Genomic DNA, 22,914 nt, shown 5'->3' with positions numbered 1-22,914 from the left:
ATTACACGTTGTGGCCCGTGGAGGGTTAAAAAGAAGCGCCCCAGGAAAGCATCGGCTCATCCTGGGGCGCAGCATTGTACAAATTCTGACGCACAGATACCACGTTTGCACGCGGCTTTTCACAAATTAAAGTGTAAACCTCGTTACACGTTTAACGAGTGATTAACGAGTGCGCGGGCACACTTCGCCTTCGGCGAAGAAGTAGGCGATTTCACGCGCAGCGGATTCAACGGAGTCAGAACCGTGGGTGCCGTTCTCGGTGAAGCTGTCTGCGTAATCAGCACGCAGCGTGCCTGCCAGCGCGTTAGCCGGATTGGTTGCGCCCAGCAGGTCACGGTGACGCTGCACCGCGTTTTCACCTTCCAGTACGGAAACCACGATCGGGCCGGAAGTCATGAACTCAACCAGACCGTCAAAGAACGGGCGACCTTCGTGCTCGGCATAGAAACCGCGCGCCTGCTCAACGGTCAGGTGCAGCATTTTGGTGCCGACAATTTTGAACCCTGCCGCTTCAAAGCGAGAGAAGATGCTGCCAATAACGTTTTTTGCCACCGCGTTCGGTTTAATGATGGAAAAAGTACGTTCAATAGCCATGTTTACCTCTGTAAGTTGTTCTGTTGCCCTGAATAGGTGTGGCGCGGATTATAAAGAGCAATACGGGCGTTGCCTATGGATGAAGGTAACATTTTTTTAAAATGAGACTATTTTTAGCAACACTCCCCGCCAACAGCGCCATTTCATTGGTTATTGCACCGCAAACTGCACTGTCGCTATCTGCCCTGCGTCATCCATAACCAATAACTGATACTCCCCGCTTTTATCAAGTTTCAGGCTCAATAAGTTGTTATGCGAGGCTAACGGTTCACCATTCAAAAACCACCAGCGACTGCCTTCGCCGCCGCTGCTTTGTAGCGGCAGCAAGGCAAATGCCTGGCCGGGAATGCGTTTGATAACCGCGCCTTCACGCACGCCGCTTAATAACAGTGGCGGCGGTGCGTTATCGTCACGAGGCGGGCAACGTTTATCCGCCGCCGGTAAACGTGCAGCGCGCCGTTCACCGGCTGGCAACCACGGCTCCAGCGGTAGCGGCCAGGCGATCAAAGTTTTCTGCTGCGCGTCCGGGCAATCTGCGGCAACCCTGCGCCCCTCTTTATTCAGCCAAAGCGGGAAATTGATCCCGTGCCCGCCTTCCTGCTCCGGCAATAAGAGCGTTGGCGGCTGGCTGCCGTCCAACAGCCAGGTGGTGAGTCGGCGGCGACAATTGCTGTCGCCAGACGGTAAGCTTTGCCCGCCCGGCCAGCAGATGACGCCGCTGCTGACCGTTTGCGGGCGCGGGTCGCGCGGCAGTCTCGCCTGTTCAAGCGCTGAGCGCGGCTGCAACAGGTTATTGACCTGGTTAAGTAACGGTACCGCGCTGGCAAAACCGAACTGCCCGGCCACGGGCGTACCATCAGGTCGCCCCGTCCAGATGCCTATCACGTAGCGGGCATTAATCCCTATCGCCCAGGCGTCGCGATAGCCATAACTGGTGCCGGTTTTCCACGCCAGCGGCACCACCTGCGGCAAAGCTTCGTCGGGCACCGGTTGTGCTTCTCCGGCGAGAATGCGGCGAATAATCCACGCCGCACCCGGTGACATCAACCGCCGCTCCATCAGCGGGGCATCTGGTGTCAGACGCAGGCTTCCCGCTTTCCCCTCACGGGCAAACGCGGTGTACGCGGCCGCAATATCTTCCAGCCGCGCACCCGCACCGCCAAGGATCAGCGACAAATTCGGTTCCGCTCCCGTCGGCAAAATCAACGGCAAACCGACATTGCGCAGATTTCCGGCAAATTTTTTCGGCCCGTAGGCTTCCAGCACCTGCACCGCCGGTAAATTAAGGGAACGTACCAGCGCTTCATTCATGCTTACCGGGCCATGGAAACCGCTGTCAAAATTACCGGGTCGATAATCGCCCACCCGGCGCGGCACATCCTGTAGCAGCGAGGCCGGATGAATCAGCCCCTCATCCAGCGCGAGCCCATAAATAAAGGGCTTTAACACCGAGCCCGGGGAACGGACGGCGCTGACCATATCCACATGGCTGAAACGGCTGTCGTCATTGATATCCACGGAGCCAACCCAACCGCGCACTTTCATATCTGTGTGATCAACGACGATTACCGCCAGCGAGCTGCGCGCTGGCAGGCGGCTTTTCACATTTAACGCCAGATCTTCAAGCTGACGTTGCAGGCTGGCATTCAGCGTGGTGGTGATTTTCAGCGCCTTGCTTTCACCAAGCATCCGCCGGGCGAAGAGCGGTGCCAGTTGTGGCATCTGTCGCGGAGCCAGCCAGACCGGCTCTTCTCGTGACTCCGCCACCTGCGTTGCCGACCACACCTTTTGCGACACCATGCGCTCCAGGACTTTGTCGCGCGCGGCCTGCGCACGTTGCGGCCAGCGATCCGGGCGTAAGCGGCTGGGTGCCTGCGGCAGAACCGCTAACAGCGCCGCTTCGGAATAGCTGAGCTTCGCCGGAGGCTTACCTAAATAAGCCCAACTCGCAGCACCCACGCCTTGCAGCGTGCCGCCAAACGGTGCGCGGTTCAGATAAAGGGTGAGTATTTCACGTTTTGAGAGGTGCCACTCCAGTTGCAGCGCTCGCCATAGCTGACGCACCTTGCCGCCGAAAGTACGCGGATGCGGATCGAGCAGGCGAGCTACCTGCATTGTCAGCGTGCTGCCGCCGGAAACGACATGGCCGGAACGCAAATCCTGCCAGGCGGCGCGCGCAATCGACAGGGGATTAACCCCAGGATGAGCCCAGAACCAGCGATCCTCATACTGGATCAGCGCCTGCAGATAGTGGGGCGATACCTCTTCAATGGTGACCGGGTAGCGCCAGATACCGTCGGCATCGGCAAAGCGCCACAGCGGCGTACCGTCTTCGGCCACCACCACCCGCGCCGGAGCAACCTCGCTAAGCGGCAGCGGCCAGATCTTGTCGGCAGCCATAACGCCCAACACCAACAGTAGCGGAACACCCACCAGCCAGCGCCAGCGGGTGCGTATCAGACGTACGATCCTCACGTTACGGTACGATAATCAGCGGACCACTGGTCGCACCGGTCGCCCGCCACTGCGGAACATACATTGACTCCACCTGCGGAGCAGGAACCTGGTAAGTGCCCGGTGTGACCGCGCGCGCCAGGTAAACCAGCGTGACCCACTCCCCTGCGTTTACCGGCACCGCAGCAACAAATCGGTCATCACGAAACTCCATATGCTGGATATCCACTTGTTGCATGCGATTAAGCAGATCCTGCACTTCACTGCCGCTATCTTGCAGACTGGCGCTGCTATCGGCGAGGTTCTGGTTTTCCAGTTCCAGCCCGGCGGGCAGTAGATCAACCACCAGCGCGTCCGGTACGTTCTGGCTGGCGTTCACGTCGAGACGCACCAGCACCAGTTCACCGCTTTTCAGTGACGAAAGTGATTTACTGCGACCATCGGTTCCCAGGAACGTACGCTCAATTTTTAATACCTTCCCGGACGGCGCAGGTGCCTGCTCCGGATAACCAGTACTGTCGAGACGCAACCACAGCGGTGTGCTGCCGCTATTGGTAACCTGCAATGCCCCCAGTTGATCGGCACTGAGATTGCGGCTTTGCGGACGATCGCCACCGAGCCCTGCTGCATCCAGAGAGGTTTGTGCCTGCCACACGCCAGTAGCGTTTTGCAGATTACGCCCGGCCATAAACAGCGCGTTGCTCTCCTGTGTCGACAACCAGCGCTGGCCGTAGGCCTGATCGGCGAGCGTTGCCAGCAGACGCGGCTGCTCCTGTGGCAGCAGGTTGTTCTCTTCCAGCAGCGCCAGGATCAATGCGTTATCACGCAGTTCGCTGCCGTAATCCGCCAGCCAGTGCCCGGACTGCGGGCGAGACGTTTTCAGCCCCAGCGCTAACGCTTGTTCGCTGCGCTGCGCATCGCCCATCAGTTTCAGCGCCACGCCCAGCTGCATCAGCGGCAGCGCCGCTTTGGCCTGCTCGTGACGTTGCCAGATTTCACGCAGTGCGCCTAACGGCGCTTTCTGCTGGCGCGCCAGCACCAGACCGGCATAGCTTTGTACGGCGAACCTGGTTGCCGGCGCGTCATCGGTATAGCGAATGGACATGGCCGCAGGATCCTGCAAATAACGCAGTAAGCGGTTATTGGCATTATTCAGCGCGTCCATGGGCACGCTATACCCCTGCGCAGACGCGCTAACCAGGAAGTCGGTGACGTAGGCCGTCAACCAGTACTCTTCCGGCCCGCTCTTGTCCCACAGCGCGAAACCGCCATCTTCGCGTTGCATCTGCAGCAGCCGGGAGATACCCAAATCCACCGCCGCGCGGCGCTGCTCATCACTGTCTCCTTTGATGCCCAGCGCTTTCAACTGCGCGGCGTTGGTATAAAGCGACGGGAACAACCCGCTGGTGGTCTGTTCAAGACAGCCGTACGGATAAGCACGCAGTTCTTCGATATAGCGCGCCAGATTCAGCGGCGGCTTGCCGCTAAGCAGTAAGCGGCCTTGCAAGGTCATGGGTGAAACATTGGCAAGATGCTGCCCAGGCGTATGCCAGCTCTCACCCGGATTGAGCATCACACCGCTATTGACCGTCTGTGCCGCGAACGGGGGCCGCACCCCGATTTTCCACTGTTTTTGCTGCGGTGCGAACGTTTCACCCGGTAAGGCCAGGCCGCTGATTTGCGCACTAATCTCGCCATCGCCAAAGCCCTCCAGCGCGCGCACCGGAATAAACAGCGTGGTGCGCTCGCCGGCAGCGAGCTTAACCGGTTCCGGTTGACCGCTTTCCAGTGCCAGCAGGCCGCTCGCCGCCAGCGCGACAGTGAGCGTTTGCGGTTGATCGGTCAGGTTAGTCAGATCCAGCGTCAAGCGAGAAGTATCGCCACTGCCAAGGAAACGGGGCGTATTAAGATCTGCAATCACCGGCGCTGCAACAATCACTTTGCTTTCGTTGCTACCAAAGTCTTCCGCCGTCCAGGCCTGGGCCATTACGCGCAGCTCGCCGTTGAAATCGCCAATCGGCAAGCTCACCGTACCTTCGCCATTTTCATCAAGCGTTACCGGCTGTGCCTGCTGAGCAATAATGGTGACATGGTTGACCGGCGGTTTGCCGCCGCGGTTAAGCTCGTCGCCATCGCCGCCAAAGCGCAGCGCCGCCAGACGTCCCTGCCCTTCAATCACCTGACCGTAAATATCGTAAATATCCGCACCGTAGCGTTTCTGGCCGAAAAAGCCCTGCCACGGATCCGGCGTCACATAATCGGTAATGTTCAGCACACCGCTGTCCACGGCAGAAAGCAGCACGTTGATCTGTTTTGGCGTGGCACCGTTTTTAACCGCTGCTTTGACTTTCACCGTCAGCGGTTGGTTAGGGCGCATTTTCTGCGGTACGTCGAGCGTCACGTCAAGGCGGCGGTTCTCATCGCCCATCGGCAGATGCAGTAAACCTACCGCGCGTTTTGGCGTGGCGGATTTCGATTTATCGCCAGGGCGCACCACCAGCGTGCTGATGTAGAGATCGTGGCGCTGCCATTTCTGATCGACAGGAATACTCAGATCAACGCCCTCTGCCGGTACATCGATCTCTTTCCACCACAGCGGACCTTCACTGGATTCGATCATTGCATAGCCCTTGCCTGCGGCAGGCGCGGTGACGTGCAATTTGATGGTATCGCCCGGTTTGTAGGCCGGTTTATCCAGTTTCATGGTGACGCGATCCGGCCTTGCCGCACCCGCGCCATTGGTGTTGTCCTGCCAGCTGTAACCGGCCCAGAAGCGCACGCTACTGATGGTGTCATCCGGCCCTTTCACTTCCAGGCGGTAGGAACCCCAGTCCACCGGGAAACTGACTTTTCCGGTTTCATCTGCTTTGAGCGTCAGGCTTTGTTCGCCTTCGACCAGATCTTTCTGATCAAACTGTGATTGCCAGCCTTCGCTTTCCGACCAGTTCCAGAAGTAATCGCGGCGTTCACGAATCAAGCGCACCTGCAAATCGCTGACCGCTTTTTTCGCACCACTGGCATCGGTATAGACAATGTCAAAAGCGGCATTGCTGCCCTCATCAACAATCGGCTGGTTCACGGTAGTGTCAGTGCGATAGTCATACACCGCTTTGGAGGCAAACTGCGGACGAATGCCCGGCAACGCTTGCGCGGGCCAGATAGCCTGTTCTGCGCGGCGTGTCACCGGGCGACCGCCTGACTCCAGCAGGCTGGCTTGTAAAATCACCTGCAACGGTGAGTGCGAATCCTGCCACTGGCTCGGCGTGGTGATTTCGCCTTGCCCTTGTTTATCCAGAGTCAGATGCACTTCATCCAGGCTGCGGCTTAGATTCTCTTCGGCAATATCGCCAAACTGGAAGCCCGGTAGTGCGGGAACGGCTTCGCGCAGAGGGCGCAGGAACAGCTGGCCTTGCAGGCTGTTACCGCTGGCGGGCGCGCCATACAGATAGTGGCCGTCAATGTTAAACACCACGTCTGCGGCAGGCTCAACAGGCTCTGGTTGCGGCGTAATATTCAGCGCCATGCGTTCTGGCATAAAATCTTCAACGTGAAAACTCCATTCACGAGAAAGATTATCCCCGGTGTTTGCACGGATGTGCCACATGCCGGTTTGCGCGCTGGTTTCCAGCGGATAAGTAAACTGATACAGCCCATTTTGCGGCTGGCTGACCACCGTGCGAATCACCTGCCCGTCCGGTTTTACCACTTCGAGTTTTACCGGCTGCGCTGCCAGCGGCTTACCGTCGCTGTCGCGCAGCAGGCCATTAAGGATCACTGTTTCGCCAGGGCGGTAGAGATCGCGCGGGCCAAACATAAAGAACTGTTTGCTGTAGCCCGGATCGCCTGCAATGGCGAACTCGGCAAGATCCAGCGCCGGTAATTTCAGATCCAGCAGCGTGGTTTCACTCGTTTTGCGCGCGAGGATCAACGCCGCTTCTTTATCGGTGCTGAGCGTGGCATGACCATCGCTATCGCTGGTGGCCTGCGCCAGGGTTTGCCCTTTCTCGTTCAGCAGCATCACTTCAATGCCGGCGAGCGCAGCGCCGTTTTCCAGGCCCTGAGTGAAGATATCCAGCCGGTTGTGGTAACGGTGCGCAGAAAGGCCAATGTTACTGAGGGTGAACAAGGTGGCGGCATTGCTGTAGTTGTAATGCCCGGCCTGGTTCATCACCGCGATGTAAACGCCGGTTTGCTGTAACGGCTGAATACCGCCCAGTGGCAACAGCAGTTTTTCACGCGTGTTGCGGGTTGGGTTGAGATCAAAACGGCCGGTATAAACCAGGTCGGCCATTTTCAATAGCGTTTCAGATTCCCAGTTCGACAGTGAACTGCGGTACTCCCACTGGCTGATAAACGCGGCCAGCGATTCCGGTTTTACGCGGTAAAAATTGACGTCAACGTTGTCCACGTTCAGCGCCATCACCGGCAGCCCGTCCACTACTTTGCCTGGCAGCAGCGAACCACGGCTGGCGAAACCTACGCTCGGTTGCACATCGCGGGTGGTGATGGTTTTTTCGTAATCGCTACCGAACGTAGCCTTGTTCAGCGCCAGCAGCCCTTTATCGACCGATACCAGCAGCTCGCGGTTAGGTTCGAGATGGCGCAGGCGCAGCTCTTTCAGGTTTGGCGCCAGTTCCCAGGCACCATCCACTTTGCCGCTTTTTTTATCCACCAGATGCACGGCGGAAGCAAAGTTCTGGTCTGGCTCCAGTGGCACCGAGAAGGTCAGCACCAACGTTGCTGCGCCGTCAAGCTGCACTTCGGAGGCATCCAGCAGGGTTAACGGTTTGCCTTCGCTGCGTGCGGCAAGCTCAGCAAGCTTTGCTTTATCCTGCGGGATAGCCGCCGGTGTTTTTTGCTCTGGTGCAGGCGCAGCCTTCGATTCGGGTGCGCTGGCGGCCTTAGGCTTATCGTTATCATCGCAGCCCGCGAGCGTAAAGGTGGTGACGAGCGCAAGAGTTAGCGCCGCAAGACGTAGCGGTTTCATTCGTTATCCCTGGTTAAGTAACCTGTTGAAAGAGGCTCACACATTATTATGCGCAACCGTGACAATTACAAAACCGCCGATGAATTCTGGAAAGCGCCTCGCAAAGCGCAGCTAACGTTCTTCACCCTTCCTGTTAACCCGATCACAGCCCGTAATGTAACATGTTACGTTATGGGTCATTTGTTTTTAAAACAATAAGATAGCTGGATATTTCTTATTGCTGGCTGCTAACGTTAAGCGGTCTGTGCACCTTTGTGCGCGGTTCTAATAAGAGAGAACATTATGTCCAGAGCCGTGAATGCCCTACAAAATTTTGGTAAGTCCCTCTTTGGTCCGGTGCTCATTTTGCCCATCGTCGGTTTGTTTATTGCCTTCGGAAATATCTTTGGCAACGGCAACCTGGCCGAATATTTGCCCTTTCTTGGTCATCCGTTTATTCAAAACGTCGGCCAGTTAATTGCCAAATCCGCCGTTTCGGTGCTGGCTAACCTGGCACTGGTGTTCGCCGTCGGTATCCCGGTCGGGCTGGCTTCGCGGGATAAAGGCTATGCCGCGTTAATTGGTCTGGTGACGTTTATTGTTTTCATCAACGCCATGAATGTCACTCTGCAGATGCAGGGCGCGCTGGCCCCTGCCGCGCAGATGAAAGCCGCCGGGCAAAGCATGGTGCTGGGCGTACAAGTGCTGGAGATGGGCGTCTTTGCCGGGATCCTCACCGGCGCGCTGTCGGGCTATCTGTACGATAAATATTCCGGCGTGCAGTTTTCCGGCGCGATGGCGATTTACTCCGGCCACTGTTTTGTCGCCATTATTATGCTGCCGGTGTCCATCGTGCTCGGCGTGGTGATGAGTGAGTTATGGCCCTTTGCTCAGCACGGTATCAGTGCGCTGGCGCTGGCAATTAAGGGGGCCGGGCCATTCGGCGTCGCGGTGTACGGTTTTCTGGAGCGCATTCTGGTACCGACCGGGCTGCATCACCTGGTTTACACCCCGTTCCTCTATACCGAGTTAGGCGGTACGGCAGATGTCTGCGGCAGCACCTATCAGGGCGCACGCAATATCTATTTCGCGGAAATGGCCTGCCCGAGCGTCACACAATTAAGTGGCACGGCGGTGTGGGATGCGCGCGGCATCAGTAAAATGTTCGGCCTGCCGGCTGCCGCGCTGGCGATGTATGTCACCGCGAAACCCGAGCGCAAAGCCGCAGCAAAAGCGATTCTGATCCCCGCCGCGCTCACCTCGTTGCTGGTGGGCGTGACCGAACCGATTGAGTTCTCGTTTCTGTTTGTCGCGCCGCTGCTGTTTGTGGTCCACGCCGTACTGACCGGCATTGGCATGATGCTGTTTTCCCTGTTCGGCGTTCATGCCATCGGCGCGAACGGCATTATCGATTTCATTCTCTACAACCTGCCGCTCGGCACCGGAAAATCCAACTGGCCGATGTACATCCTCGTCGGGCTCATCATGTTCGCCCTCTACTTCGTTATCTTCCGCTTCCTGATTTCGCGCTTCGATATGAAAACGCCAGGGCGTGAGGATGACAGCGAAGAGACACGCCTTTACAGCAAGCAGGATTACCAGGCCAAAGGCAATAACGACGCGGTTGGCGAAGCGATTATCGAAGGGCTGGGCGGGCGCGCCAATATTGAAGTGGTGGATAACTGCTACACCCGTCTGCGCGTAACGGTAAAAGACACGGCGGTGATTAATGAGCCGCAGTTGAAAGCGACAGGCGCAAAAGGCGTGATCAAACAAGGTAATAACGTTCAGGTGGTCTACGGGCTGCATGTCAAAAAAATGCGAGAAGCGGTTGAGATGTTTCTCTAAAGGAGTCCAGAAATGATTAAACCCCCGTTTATTTTATCGATCGCCGGTGGCGGCAGCACCTATACGCCAGGCATCGTCAAAAGCCTGATGGTGAGACTGGAAGATTTTCCGCTGGCGGAAATCCGCCTTTACGATATCGATGAAGCCCGGCAAAACACCATCGCACCGGTGGTGGAAAAAGTGATCCGTGACCACAGCCAGAGCATTAAATTTACCGTCACCAGTGATGCGGAAACGGCATTTCGCGGCGCACATTTTGTCTTCGCGCAGATGCGCGTCGGGCAGTACAAAATGCGTGAGCAGGATGAAAAGATCCCGCTGCGCCACGGCGTGGTGGGTCAGGAAACCTGCGGGCCTGGCGGGCTGGCTTACGGGCTGCGTACCATTTTGCCGATGGTAGAACTGATAGATTTGGTGGAACGTTACGCTGACAAAAGCGCCTGGATCGTTAACTACTCCAACCCGGCAGCGATTGTCGCCGAAGGGGTGCGCCGCCTGCGTCCCAACGCGCGCGTGCTGAATATTTGTGATATGCCGGTGGCGGCAATGCGCAATATGGGCGCGATCCTCGGCGTTGATCGCCACAAACTGGAGGTGGATTACTTCGGCCTGAATCACTTTGGCTGGTTTACCAAAGTGCGGGTCGATGGCGAAGACCGGCTGCCGGAACTGCGTGAGCACGTGGCCCGTTTTGGTCTGTTGACTGAAGATGCCGCGCAAACCGATCCGCAACATTCCGATCCGTCATGGGTGAAAACCTGGCGCAATATTAAGCCGATAATGGATCACTTCCCGGAATTTTTGCCGAACCCCTATTTGCAGTATTACCTGATGCCAAACGACATTGTGGCGCATCAAAACGCCGATTACACCCGTGCCAATGAAGTGATGGACGGGCGCGAGAAAAAACTGTTTGCCGCTGCGGCGGAATATCAGCGCACCGGTATTCTGCCGGATGCGTTCCATGTTGGGGTACACGGCGCATTTATCGTCGATGTCGCGTGTTCGCTGGCTTTTGACCTGCGCCAGCGCCATCTGGTGATTGTGGAAAACAAAGGGGCGATTGCTAACCTGCCTTACGATGCCATGGTGGAAGTCCCGGCCTATATCACCAGTGAAGGGCCGGAACCGGTGCGGATGGGTGCGGTGCCGCTGTTTCATCAGACCTTATTGATGCAACAACTGGCGTCGGAACAACTGCTGGTGGAAGCCACCATTGAAGGCAGTTACGAGAAAGCGCTGCAGGCATTTACCCTCAACCGCACCGTACCGACCATGCAGCATGCGAAAGCAATTCTGGATGAGATGATCGAGGCCAACCGTGACTACTGGCCAGCGCTGCAAAAAGCATGGGAAAACGGCAAACCAGCATAAAAATAACGAGGTCGCTCGCGGCGTTAGCGAAGTCGGCTTGTCGGGTCATGAAAAAACGTTAACAATTCAGGTTACTGTTGATGACACGGAGACAACCATGTCCACCTCGTTTTTTGTCGCGGCCGACTGGCTGATAGAGCACAGCGATGATCCCGAAATCCAGCTGATTGATGCGCGGATGGCGCCAGTGGGTCAGGAGCATCGCGACATGAGAGCGGAATACCGCGCCGGGCACCTTCCCGGGGCGGTCTTTTTTGATATCGAAGCCCTTTCCGATCACACCACGCCGCTGCCGCATATGCTGACGCGCCCGGAAGCGTTCGCCGTGGCAATGCGTGAACTGGGCATCAACCAGGATAAACATCTGGTGGTGTATGACGAGGGCAATCTCTTCTCTGCCCCGCGCGCCTGGTGGATGCTGCGTAATCACGGCGTGGAGAATGTCTCGATTCTGGCCGGTGGGCTGGCAGGCTGGCAGCGCGATGCCCTGCCGCTGCAAAAAGGCGACGTGCCGCTGCCGGAGTCCGATTTCAATGCCAATTTCGACCCGCACGTGGTGAAAAAACTGACCGACGTGCTGCTGGCAAGCCACGAAGGCACGGCGCAAATTGTCGATGCCCGCCCTGCTCCACGTTTTAATGGCGAAGTGGATGAACCGCGCGCGGGTCTGAAGCGCGGCCATATTCCCGGTGCGCTGAATGTACCGTGGGTCGATTTAGTCGTTGAAGGTGAACTGAAAACTACCGATGAGCTGGCGGCGATTTTCCGCCGTCAGGGTGTGGATCTGCACAAACCGATTATCGCCAGCTGCGGCTCCGGCGTGACGGCATCGGTGGTTATTCTTGCACTGGAAACGCTTGGTGCAAGTAACGTAACGCTGTATGACGGCTCCTGGAGTGAATGGGGGGCGCGCGACGATTTACCCATCGAAACGGCGTAAATGGATAACCGACTGGCGCCACTGTTGACGCGCGGGGAATCACTGACCCGCGCGGAATATCGCGTTCTTGCGCATCTGACGGAACACCCGTTGCTGGTGGGAAAGATCACGGTGCGCGAGCTGGCACAGGCGACATTCGTCTCCACCGCCACCATTATTCGCCTGTGCCAGAAGCTCGGTTTTAGCGGCTATAGCGAGTTTATCTGGCACTGCAAACAGCGGCTGGCAGACACGCCGCACATTACCGGCCCGCACAGTGAACCCGCCGAGCTACCCGCCGCTTTCGCGCAGTTTATGGCGAATTATCAGCGTACGTTTCAGTGGGTGAGCGCGGAAAAACGGCAACAATTCGCTGCCCTGCTGCTTGAGCAGGAAAGTTTTTTTCTTTACGGTGCCGGTTTTTCCTATCTGTTTGCCGAGTACCTGACCAAGAAATTGCAGGTGCTGGGCAAGACGGCGTTTATTTCCGGACCGGGCGACAGCCGGAATATCTTTCTCAGTAACGCGGCGCGCTACCAGGTGTTTATTGCCGTCTCCCGCAGCGGTGAAACGGAACAAGTGCTGGATAAAGCCCGTATTGCGCGCACGGTCGGTATGACAGTGGTGGCATTTACCCGCGCGTCGGTAAACCCGCTGGCGGAGATGGCGGATATCCATTTCGCGCTGTACGACGAAGCGGTGCATTTTGCCGCTGAAGCCGCCGGCATCACCTCGTTCGAGTCAAATCTGGTCCTGCTGATGGATTTGTTGCTGCTGGAAGCGACGCAATAATGCTTGCCGCAGCGCGGCAAGCATCAGCAAACGTGCGAATTACGAATGGTTCAGTTCACGCCGTGCCCAGGCGGCCTGAATGTATTCATGGAGCGCGACATACAACTCCTCAATCGACATTTTCTCACGCTGTGCGCCTTTCAACACCCCACCGGGCAGGCTTATCACCGCTTTGTTCTTCTTCAGCTCAAACGTAAAACTGCGGAACAAACGCCCGACAGTGCAGGTCGGCGGCTGATAGCCTTCCCGCCAGTAGAGATCGATAAACACCCACTCATTGACGCTACGAATATCAATATTTTCAATCTCCGCCAGCAACAGCGGCGCGCTGAGCTGATAGCTCTCGATACCTTGCGCAGTCAACGTGAACAGCGGCTGACGCACACGTGTATGCATCGTCCAGCTCGCCAGCCCAAAGATCAGCCCACCGGCGACCAGACCAAAGATTATCTTCTCCATCGAGCTATTGGCGGTGGCGTTCCACTGGATACTCAGCGCGAGGACTAAACCGGCACCAGCAACACAGAGCACCGCCAGCACCAGGAACAACCAGAAATTTTTCTTACGCAGCGAGACAACGACGCTTTCTGTTGAGTGTGCTGCCAGATTCTCTAATTCGGCCTGATAAGCGTCATGGTGCGCTTCCACATTGCTCGCCATGCCGGCGGTTAACGCGGCTGACAAAGCCGAAGCATCGCGGAATAAACTGCGCATCCACTGGTAATCCGCCTCGTCCGCCGGGCGCGACGCCCTGGCCAGCAGCGTTTCATCCAGCGGCACATTGAGTTGCTCGATACGCACGCGCGTCGGCGGGTGGCTGTCTGTTGGGTGCGCCAGTTCCTGCTCAAGTGAGGCGGCAACATCAAAACGCCCGCCCTCACGCAGCGAAGTAAACAGACTGTGCACCAGGTCGTGCGTCTCAAGTTTGCGGTTAAAGAACAGCTCCATCGGCGCGTTAAAGCGTTCATTGAGCGCAGAGAAACGCAGCAGCGAAGCCGCCAGCGCCTGCGGTGAGCTGGTACGTGCGCCCGCCGCGTCCGCCGCCAGTTCACGCACGCGGCTCCAGCCATTGACCGTTTCGTGGAACTGACGGTAAAACCACAGGCCAAGATGAATGGTCGGGTTGAGCGCCAGCCGCTCAAGCCAGCCGCTGCTCACCACATCGCGATAAAAGTAGTCGAGACTATTTTCCATACCGGCATACAGCCCGGCGAAATGCAGGGTGTAGACGGTATCATTACCGGAAAAGTGCCCCAGCTCATGGCCAATCACGGCGGCCACTTCGTCTTTATTCATAAACGCGGCGTAGCTGAGCGGGAAATAGAGCGTGTTGCCGGTTAAGCGCGCACCGTTTTCAATTTGCACCGGGCTTGCGGTGACGTAAAAACCCTCAAATAAACCGACAACAATATTATCCGGCACAATAGCCTGCCCGCGCTGGGCTAATTCTCTGACCCATCGCCATAATTCCGGCGCATCGGCTTCAGAAACAGCCGCACCATGAACCTGCATATCTTGTGGCTCAAACAGCGCAAAGCAGCGTTTTAGTAAGAACAGGCTTTTCAGCACCATAAATACCAGCGAACCAATGATCAGCAAAACAAATATCACCAGTTTGATATTAAAGGCGCTCGCCCTGCCAAGCGTGTAGATCCAGCACACTTCATATAACAGCACGCAGACCAGCGCGAAACCAATCGACGCCATTACGCCAACCATAATAAATGGCAGTAATTTACGACAAAGGGTAAACGCGGCAATTAACTTTTCCGCAGATATACGGGCTTTCCGTACGCTTAAAACACAGAGAATTACCGCGCTGGTACTGGCAATCAAGCCCAACAGAGAAAACAACATTCCGGCTTTGGCGAGGATCTGGCGCGACATATCGGCAAATACGCTATGGCCAACAAAACCATATTGTGTGACCTGGTAAACATCCACTTCGTTAATACGGATATTCTGCCAGCAGGCGTAGAAGAAGAGAATTAACGGTACGCCGAAGCAGTACAGCAGGCTTTTTTTGTCCATAAAAATTAACCGTAAAGAAACGTAAAAACGCACCGTATCACAGGTATAGGATTAATACATAATTTATGGAATTAACAGCAAGACTGCGTGGCGTTATTAATAAAAGGCTAATAATTAAATTATTGAAATAATAGCAGGCGGTACATAACATACCGCCCGATAATTAAATAATGCGATTTTGCTTAAAGTCGCGCAGGAAACTTCCCCAGCGTCGTTCGTAGAAAGGGGTAATATGCGCCATCATAAAATGGCTAATCCCTTTTTCACCTTCAACGATCTGGCAAATATCCACCGGTTCATCGCCTGGCAGCGTATCGGTCGCCACACTGCCCGCGGCGTGAATAATCTCTTCGATATCACCTTCGGCTTCGATACCAATCAGCAGATTGGGCTGCTCATCCGCCTTCTCTTTGATTGAACAGAGAAACGCGCGCTTCACGGTTTTGATGCTTTTGAACAGCGTGGTCAGCGAATCCACCATTTGCGCGGGCGGTTCGGCTACTTCGGAAAGCAGCAGCGCCGTGCCGCCCTCCAGTACTTCCTGCTGGCTTAATGGACTGCCCTCTTCGCCCACCAGGTGGCTGATTTCTCGCGGCGTGAACTCTTTGCCGGTCGGTAACTTTGCATTGAGAAACAGCGTCTCGCCGAGCGTCATTTCAAACAGTGTGCGCGCGGGCATCACCACAAACGCCTGCTCCTCTTCCACTGCCTGTTGCAGGGCTTCGAGCGAGGTAAAGAATGGGATCACAGAGGTGCCGTCATCTTTTTCCCAGTGCTGTAAATCGAGCGCGCTGTCTTCAACAATGGCTTCGCCTTCCGCCGCCGTGCCTGGCACCCAAACGGTGGATTCCAGCAGCGTGCGGAAAAATGCCGGACGAAAAGCAGGCTCAGTCGCGGCCTGTTCCAGCAGGGTTTCTAATTCGTTTTTGCTTTCTGACATAGTGGTTCCAGAGAGTTTCCTCTCCCTTACGGGAGAGGAAAAAAAATTACTTCGCGGTTAACAGATTCGCCAGGGTACGCACGCCAAGGCCGGTCGCTCCCGCCGCCCACTGCTCAACCGCCGCTTTACGATAGGTTGCTGAGCAGTCGATGTGCAGCCAGCCCTGCTGGTAGTTTTCGACAAAGTGCGACAGGAAACCGGCCGCCGTGCTCGCCCCCGCCGGGAATGAACCACCTGCGGTGTTGTTCAGTTCCGCAAAATTAGACGGCAGCTGATTGCGATGGAACTCGGCCAGCGGCAAACGCCAGAACGGCTCGTTTTCCGCGCTCGCGCTGCTGAGCAAACGCCCGGCAAGCGCATCGTCAAAGCTGAACAGCGCGTGGTAATCATTGCCGAGCGCGGTTTTCGCCGCACCGGTCAGCGTTGCCGCATCGATAATCAACTCAGGTTTCTGCGCTGAGGCGTCAATCAGGCCATCCGCCAGAACCAGGCGCCCTTCCGCATCGGTATTCATGATTTCAACGGTTTTACCGTTACGATAACGGATGATATCGCCCAGTTTGAAGGCGTTACCGCTAATCAGGTTATCCGCACAGCACAGGTACAGTTTGATGCGTTTATCAAGCCCGCGATGGATGGCAAACGCCAGCGCACCGGTCACCAGCGCCGCGCCGCCCATGTCGGATTTCATAGAATCCATTGAGGAAGTCGGCTTAATGCTGTAACCGCCGGAATCGAAGGTAATGCCTTTACCCACCAGCGCGGCATAAATCGGCGCGTCCGGATTACCGGTCGGGTTGTAGTCCAGCGCCAGCAGTACCGGCGGGCGCTCGGAACCACGGCCAACCGTATGCAGACCGAGATAGTTCTGCTCGCGCAGATCTTCCCCTTTGGTGATGCGATACGAGACGTTATCGCCACCGACTTTGTGCAACAGATCGACCGCGCGCTGCGCCAGTTGCTCCGGCCCCAGCTCTTCCGCAGGCGCGTTGATGGTGTCACGCACCCAGTCGATCACCAGCAGGCGACTATCCAGCTCTTTTTGTTCGGCATCATTAAGCGGCGCCCATTCCACTTTGCGCGTGCCTTTTGGCCCTTTATAACCGGCCCAGAACGCCCAGCTGCGATCCGCGTCCCAACCTTCACCGCTCAGGGCAACATGTTTGATGCCCATGCCGTCGATTTTACGCGCGGCACGTTGGATCAGGCCGACGTCATCTTTCCCGGTTAAATGCAGCGCGATACCGTCGTTATTAATGCTGTAAGCGGCTTTTTCACCCCAGCGCGCATCGGCGCTTTGCGTTGTCAGCGTAATTTTCATAGCTTCTGTCATTATTTTTATCCTTATGACTGTTCATGAAAACGGGCCGCCCGAAGGCAGCCCGTTTGATGATTACGATGCTTCGTCTAACCAGACTAGCAGAATCGCTTCGAGAATTTTTTCATTCGATGCATTCGGATCATCGTCAAACTCTTCCAGCTCGCAAATCCACTGGTGCATATCGGTGAAACGCACGGTTTTCGGATCCACGTCCGGGCGGCTGTCGTACAGCGCCTCGCCGATTTCGCGGCTATCGGTCCATTTCAGCCCCATATCAGTGCTCCCGCGCGTGGTTGATGGTGTAGCGAGGAATTTCAACCACCAGATCTTCATCGGTCACACGCGCCTGGCAGCCTAAGCGGCTTTCTGGCTCCAGACCCCACGCTTTATCCAGCATGTCGTCTTCGTCTTCGCTGCTTTCCGGCAGCGAGTCAAAACCTTCACGAACCACACAGTGGCAAGTGGTGCAGGCGCAGGATTTTTCGCAGGCATGCTCAATCTCAATCCCGCCGCGCAGGGCGACATCAAGAATGGTTTCACCGCTCTTAGCTTCCAGAACTGCGCCATCCGGACAGAGATCCTGATGAGGCAGAAAAACAATTTTAGGCATATTAAACCTCGTCGACGGAATGGCCTTTCAGCGCGGTACGTACGGATTGATCCATACGGCGTGCGGCGAATTCCTGGGTTTGTTTATCTACATTTTTAATGGCTTGTTCTATCGCGTCGGTGTCATCGCCGTCGGCAACCGCGCGCAATTGCGCGACTGCGTCGTCGATCTCCGCACGCTCTGCGGCGCTTAACAGCGCGGCGTCAGCGGCAAGCGCGCTGGCAAGGCTTTCCAGCACGCGCGCGGCTTCCACTTTCTGCTCCGCCAGCATGCGCGCTTTCACGTCCTGCTCGGCGAAACTCATGGAGTCTTTAATCATGTCGGCGATTTCGCCATCGGTCAGGCCGTAAGACGGTTTCACCTGAATGGAGGCTTCCACGCCGGTGGATTTTTCCATTGCGGTTACGCTGAGCAGACCGTCAGCATCCACCTGGAACGTGACGCGAATATGCGCCCCGCCGGCCGGCATCGCCGGGATACCGTGCAGTGCAAAACGCGCCAGTGAACGGCAGTCTGCCACCAGTTCACGCTCGCCCTGCATCACATGGATAGACATCGCTGTCTGACCATCTTTGAAGGTGGTGAACTCCTGCGCGCGCGCCACCGGAATGGTGGTGTTACGCGGGATCACTTTTTCTACCAGGCCGCCCATGGTTTCCAGCCCCAGCGAGAGCGGAATGACGTCCAGCAGCAGCATTTCGCTGTCCGGCTTGTTACCGACCAGAATATCCGCCTGGATTGCCGCGCCAATCGCCACTACTTTATCCGGGTCAATCGACGTCAGCGGCGTGCGGCCAAAGAACTCGCCTACCCGTTCGCGCACCAGCGGCACGCGCGTTGAGCCACCGACCATCACCACTTCCAGCACGTCTTGCGCTTCGACACCCGCATCTTTCAGCGCGCGACGACAAGAGAGTAAAGTGCGTTTGACCAGCGTTGAAATCAATTCTTCAAACTGGGTACGTGTGATCGTGCCCTGCCAGCCCGCCACATCAACGGTGACGCTGTCGGCATCGCTGAGGGCGATTTTTGCGGCAATCGCCGCATCCAGCAATTCGCGCTGTTGGCGCGCGTCACTGCGATCGGTAATGCCCGCCTGCTCACAAATGTAATCTGCCAGCAGATGGTCGAAATCGTCGCCGCCGAGCGCGGAATCACCGCCGGTCGCCAGCACTTCGAAAACGCCACGGCTCAGGCGCAAAATAGAGATATCAAAGGTGCCGCCGCCCAGGTCATAAACCGCAATCACACCTTCTTTGCCGGAATCCAGACCGTAAGCGATAGCCGCAGCGGTTGGTTCGTTCAGCAGACGCAATACATGCAAGCCCGCCAGACGCGCCGCATCTTTGGTGCCCTGGCGCTGTGCGTCATCAAAATAAGCAGGAACGGTGATCACCACGCCGTCAAGATCGCCGGAAAGCGTCTCTTGCGCGCGAGCGGCAAGGGCTTTGAGGATATCCGCAGAGACACGAATCGGGTTAACCAGACCGCCACGTGTGGTAATCATTGGCAGACCATTTTCGCTGGGCTGGAACTGCCACGGCAGGTGCGGGTAACGCGCCTGAATGTCGGCAAGGCTGCGCCCCATCAGGCGTTTGACTGAACTGATGGTGTTCACGGAATCCAGCGCGGCGTTGGTGCGGGCGTCATAACCGACAACGTGGCTGTCAGCCTGGTAGTTAACCACCGAAGGGAGCAGGTGGCGTCCGGCGCTGTCGGCCAGCGTTTCCGCCTGCCCGCTGCGCACGGTGGCAACCAATGAATTGGTGGTGCCGAGGTCGATACCCGCCGCCAGACGACGCTGGTGCGGCGCGGCACTCAGACCGGGCTCACTAATTTGTAATAAGGCCATGATGTGCTTCCAAAAAAATTAAAAACCGAGCAGTTTTTCTTCGAGTTGTTCTGTTGCGCTGCGCAGTTTATCGAGAAAACGCAGTTTACGCACGGTATCCGCCGCGGTATCCCACGTCTGGCTATCTAATTGCTCCACCATTTGCCGATGGCGCGTGTCATACATTTCTTTCAGACGCTGTTGAAATGCTTCCAGACGGGCCGCGTCTTGCGCTTTTTCAATCTCGTCCAGCTCTTCACGCAGCTCAAGTTGCTCCATTAAGAAGGCGGTATCGCGCACCGTGTGCTGCTCGGAGGCTAAATCAAAACCGTGCAGCGACAGCAAATATTCTGCGCGCGTTAGCGGGTTGCGCAGCGTTTGCCATGCCTGGTTAATGGTAGCGGATTGCTGGACGGCAGCCAGTTGCTCCGCCTGCGGGCGGTTTGCGAAGCGGTCCGGGTGGAACTGACGTTGCAGATCCTGGAAACGTGTCGCCAGCGCCTGAACATCGATCGGATAGTGGGCCGGCAACCCAAAGAGGGTGAAGTAATCCATAACAATTCCGGGTGTGCAATCGAAACAAACCCCACGCGCAGGACGCTGCGGTGGGGTCATCGGATGGTGGCGATCAAACGTTGAAGCTTTCGCCGCAACCGCACTCGTCTTTAACGTTCGGGTTGGTGAATTTAAACCCTTCGTTCAGGCCTTCTTTAACGAAGTCCAGTTGAGTGCCGTCGAGGAATTGCAGGCTTTTGCCGTCAACCACTACCTTCACGCCTTTGTCTTCAAACACCGTGTCTTCTTCGTTCGGCGCATCGACAAATTCAAGGACATAAGCCATACCAGAACAACCGGAGGTTCTCACCCCCAGACGCAGACCAAACCCTTTACCGCGGTTGGTCAGGAAGGTATTGACTCGCGCGGCAGCACTGTCGCTCAGGCTAATGGACATGACAACAACCTCCCGCCTTATTTCGCTTCTTGTTTACTTTTGTAATCCGCAATTGCGGCTTTGATCGCGTCTTCCGCCAGGATAGAACAGTGGATTTTCACCGGCGGCAGTTCCAGCTCTTCGGCGATATCGGTGTTTTTAATCGCCTGCGCTTCGTCCAGTGACTTGCCTTTCACCCACTCGGTGACCAGCGAGCTGGAAGCGATTGCAGAGCCGCAACCGTAAGTTTTAAAACGCGCGTCTTCGATAATGCCTTTATCGTTAACTTTGATCTGCAGTTTCATCACGTCGCCGCACGCCGGTGCGCCAACCATGCCGCTACCAACCGTGTCGTCGTTGTCGAACGAGCCAACGTTGCGCGGGTTTTCGTAGTGATCGATTACTTTTTCGCTATAAGCCATTTTTTCTTCTCCTGCTTGCGCAACAATTAATGATGAGCCCATTCGATGGTGGTCAAATCCACGCCCTGTTTGAACATTTCCCACAGCGGAGAGAGTTCACGCAAACGGCCGATGGATTTACGTACCAGCGCGATGGTGTAGTCAATTTCTTCTTCGGTGGTGAAACGACCTAAAGAGAAACGGATGGAGCTGTGCGCCAGCTCATCATTCATGCCCAGTGCGCGCAGCACGTAGGACGGTTCCAGGCTTGCGGAAGTACAGGCAGAGCCGGAGGATACAGCCAAATCTTTCAGCGCCATGATCAGCGACTCGCCTTCAACGTAGTTAAAGCTGACGTTGAGGATGTTCGGTGCGCCGTGCTCGAGATCGCCGTTCAGGTAAACTTCTTCGATATCGTTGATGCCGTTCCACAGACGGCTACGCAGGCCGCGCAGACGTTCCATTTCGCTCGCCATCTCTTCTTTCGCGATGCGGTACGCTTCGCCCATGCCAACGATCTGGTGGACAGGCAGCGTACCGGAACGCATACCGCGCTCGTGACCGCCGCCGTGCATCTGCGCTTCGATACGCACGCGCGGTTTACGCTGAACATACAGTGCGCCAATGCCTTTCGGTCCATAAATTTTATGAGCGGAGAAGGACATCAGATCCACTTTAAGCTGGCTCAGGTCGATAGGCAGTTTGCCCACGCTCTGGGTGGCGTCAACGTGGTAGATAATGCCGCGCGCACGGCACATTTCGCCGATTGCCGCGATATCCTGCACCACGCCGATTTCGTTGTTCACGTGCATGATGGAAACGAGGATGGTGTCTTCACGCATCGCCGCTTCCAGCTCTTTCAGATCGATAATGCCGTTGCTCTGCGGAGCGAGATAGGTCACTTCGAAGCCTTCGCGCTCCAGTTGACGGCAGGTGTCCAGCACGGCTTTGTGTTCGGTTTTGCTGGTGATAATGTGCTTGCCTTTTTTCTGATAAAAGTTGGCTGCACCTTTGATCGCCAGGTTATCGGATTCGGTTGCGCCGGAAGTGAAGACGATTTCACGCGGGTCCGCACCAACCAGTTCTGCAATCTGGTTACGGGCGATATCAACCGCTTCTTCAGCTTGCCAGCCAAAACGGTGAGAACGGGAAGCAGGGTTACCAAAGGTCCCGTCCAGGGTCAGAAACTGCATCATTTTCTCGGCAACACGCGGATCCACCGGCGTGGTTGCGGAGTAATCGAGATAAATCGGTAATTTCATTGCTCTTTAAACTCCGTACATCGCTCTAATGCAAGGAATCAGGCAACCGGCTGGATGTACGACCGCGTTAACAGGGCACTGTTGTGTGCCCTGGCCCGATTCTGAATTCTGTTTTTTATTATGCGCGCAGCTTGACGTCGATAGCGTCCTGGCCACGGGTGTTGCGATGGGATTCGTTATTATGCTGACGGTCGGACACATCAAGGATTTCCTGGTTGTTCACCAGTTCACCCAGCGTGATGTTGTTTAAGAAACCGGTCAGACGATCGCTCAGATCGCGCCACAGCGCATGGGTCAGGCACTTATCGCCACCCTGGCAGCCGCTTTTACCCTGGCAGCGGGTTGCGTCTACGGATTCGTCAACCGCGCTAATGACTTCGCCAACGGCAATGGTATTTGCGTCTTTACCCAGCAGGTAACCGCCGCCCGGACCACGTACGCTGGCGACTAAGCCATTTTTACGCAGACGGGAAAACAGCTGCTCCAGGTAGGAGAGGGAAATTCCCTGACGCTCGGAAATATCAGCCAACGGAACCGGGCCCGCTTCGGAGTTGAGTGCAACGTCCAGCATTGCGGTCACGGCATAACGCCCTTTAGATGTCAGTCTCATGTCTTACAAGCCTCAAACTCGCCCCTGCCC

Annotated in this window: 18 protein-coding genes; 4 read left to right on the top strand and 14 right to left on the bottom strand. The window is 56.3% G+C overall.

The window, feature by feature from the left end:
- Positions 1 to 162 precede the first annotated feature (162 nt).
- The 3 genes from ndk to ACFX4U_RS18690 form a co-directional block, all read right to left on the bottom strand.
- A complete protein-coding gene (gene ndk, locus ACFX4U_RS18700; protein ID WP_017458995.1) occupies positions 163 to 594 on the bottom strand; it encodes a nucleoside-diphosphate kinase in 432 nt (143 codons plus the stop codon).
- A 150-nt stretch (positions 595 to 744) separates the two neighbouring features.
- The gene (gene pbpC, locus ACFX4U_RS18695) at positions 745 to 3,069 is read right to left on the bottom strand and encodes a peptidoglycan glycosyltransferase PbpC (protein WP_313507620.1); all 2,325 of its coding nucleotides are present in this window, start codon (positions 3,067 to 3,069) and stop codon (positions 745 to 747) included.
- 1 nt (position 3,070) lies between these two features.
- A complete protein-coding gene (locus ACFX4U_RS18690) occupies positions 3,071 to 8,035 on the bottom strand; it encodes an alpha-2-macroglobulin (protein ID WP_349350492.1) in 4,965 nt (1,654 codons plus the stop codon).
- A gap of 282 nt (positions 8,036 to 8,317) precedes the next feature.
- Between ACFX4U_RS18690 and ACFX4U_RS18685 the strand changes: the two genes are divergently transcribed.
- The 4 genes from ACFX4U_RS18685 (at position 8,318) to ACFX4U_RS18670 (ending at position 12,947) form a co-directional block, all read left to right on the top strand.
- Positions 8,318 to 9,862 (top strand): PTS transporter subunit EIIC, encoded by a 1,545-nt coding sequence (locus tag ACFX4U_RS18685; RefSeq protein ID WP_313507622.1) that lies wholly within the window; start codon positions 8,318 to 8,320, stop codon positions 9,860 to 9,862.
- Positions 9,863 to 9,874: 12 nt separating this feature from the next.
- Positions 9,875 to 11,236: a 6-phospho-alpha-glucosidase gene (locus ACFX4U_RS18680; protein ID WP_305735316.1), complete on the top strand. Its 1,362-nt coding sequence runs from the start codon at positions 9,875 to 9,877 to the stop codon at positions 11,234 to 11,236.
- 97 nt (positions 11,237 to 11,333) lie between these two features.
- Complete coding sequence (gene sseA, locus ACFX4U_RS18675) at positions 11,334 to 12,176, top strand: 3-mercaptopyruvate sulfurtransferase (protein WP_305735315.1); 843 nt, start codon at positions 11,334 to 11,336, stop codon at positions 12,174 to 12,176.
- Positions 12,177 to 12,947, top strand: a complete 771-nt coding sequence (locus ACFX4U_RS18670; RefSeq protein ID WP_313507623.1) for a MurR/RpiR family transcriptional regulator — start codon at positions 12,177 to 12,179, stop codon at positions 12,945 to 12,947.
- 39 nt (positions 12,948 to 12,986) lie between these two features.
- On the opposite strand, the gene ACFX4U_RS18665 is transcribed toward ACFX4U_RS18670, so the two are convergent.
- From ACFX4U_RS18665 to iscR, 11 genes are all read right to left on the bottom strand, one after another.
- Positions 12,987 to 14,978, bottom strand: coding sequence for a M48 family metallopeptidase (locus ACFX4U_RS18665; protein WP_313507624.1), 1,992 nt, complete (start codon positions 14,976 to 14,978; stop codon positions 12,987 to 12,989).
- A 163-nt stretch (positions 14,979 to 15,141) separates the two neighbouring features.
- Complete coding sequence (sseB, locus tag ACFX4U_RS18660) at positions 15,142 to 15,918, bottom strand: enhanced serine sensitivity protein SseB (protein ID WP_305735313.1); 777 nt, start codon at positions 15,916 to 15,918, stop codon at positions 15,142 to 15,144.
- A gap of 46 nt (positions 15,919 to 15,964) precedes the next feature.
- A complete protein-coding gene (pepB, locus tag ACFX4U_RS18655) occupies positions 15,965 to 17,251 on the bottom strand; it encodes an aminopeptidase PepB (protein WP_313507625.1) in 1,287 nt (428 codons plus the stop codon).
- A gap of 60 nt (positions 17,252 to 17,311) precedes the next feature.
- Positions 17,312 to 17,512 (bottom strand): Fe-S cluster assembly protein IscX, encoded by a 201-nt coding sequence (iscX, locus tag ACFX4U_RS18650; RefSeq protein WP_007370809.1) that lies wholly within the window; start codon positions 17,510 to 17,512, stop codon positions 17,312 to 17,314.
- A gap of 1 nt (position 17,513) precedes the next feature.
- A complete protein-coding gene (gene fdx, locus ACFX4U_RS18645; RefSeq protein WP_039079657.1) occupies positions 17,514 to 17,849 on the bottom strand; it encodes an ISC system 2Fe-2S type ferredoxin in 336 nt (111 codons plus the stop codon).
- Position 17,850: 1 nt separating this feature from the next.
- Positions 17,851 to 19,701: a Fe-S protein assembly chaperone HscA gene (hscA, locus tag ACFX4U_RS18640; protein WP_313507626.1), complete on the bottom strand. Its 1,851-nt coding sequence runs from the start codon at positions 19,699 to 19,701 to the stop codon at positions 17,851 to 17,853.
- An 18-nt stretch (positions 19,702 to 19,719) separates the two neighbouring features.
- Positions 19,720 to 20,235: a co-chaperone HscB gene (gene hscB / locus ACFX4U_RS18635; protein ID WP_313507627.1), complete on the bottom strand. Its 516-nt coding sequence runs from the start codon at positions 20,233 to 20,235 to the stop codon at positions 19,720 to 19,722.
- Between the two features lie 73 nt (positions 20,236 to 20,308).
- Complete coding sequence (gene iscA / locus ACFX4U_RS18630) at positions 20,309 to 20,632, bottom strand: iron-sulfur cluster assembly protein IscA (RefSeq protein WP_131406460.1); 324 nt, start codon at positions 20,630 to 20,632, stop codon at positions 20,309 to 20,311.
- A 17-nt stretch (positions 20,633 to 20,649) separates the two neighbouring features.
- On the bottom strand, positions 20,650 to 21,033 hold the full coding sequence (gene iscU, locus ACFX4U_RS18625; RefSeq protein ID WP_017459010.1) for a Fe-S cluster assembly scaffold IscU: 384 nt from the start codon (positions 21,031 to 21,033) through the stop codon (positions 20,650 to 20,652).
- A 26-nt stretch (positions 21,034 to 21,059) separates the two neighbouring features.
- Positions 21,060 to 22,274, bottom strand: coding sequence for a cysteine desulfurase (gene iscS, locus ACFX4U_RS18620; RefSeq protein WP_305735309.1), 1,215 nt, complete (start codon positions 22,272 to 22,274; stop codon positions 21,060 to 21,062).
- Positions 22,275 to 22,392: 118 nt separating this feature from the next.
- Positions 22,393 to 22,884: a Fe-S cluster assembly transcriptional regulator IscR gene (iscR, locus tag ACFX4U_RS18615; protein ID WP_017459012.1), complete on the bottom strand. Its 492-nt coding sequence runs from the start codon at positions 22,882 to 22,884 to the stop codon at positions 22,393 to 22,395.
- Between the last annotated feature and the right edge of the window lie 30 nt (positions 22,885 to 22,914).

The sequence above is a fragment of the Kosakonia sp. YIM B13588 genome, assembly GCF_042788165.1.
Lineage (GTDB): Bacteria > Pseudomonadota > Gammaproteobacteria > Enterobacterales > Enterobacteriaceae > Kosakonia > Kosakonia sacchari.
Note: the sequence above shows the minus strand (reverse complement) of the source record. Positions and strands in the feature narration are given on the sequence as shown.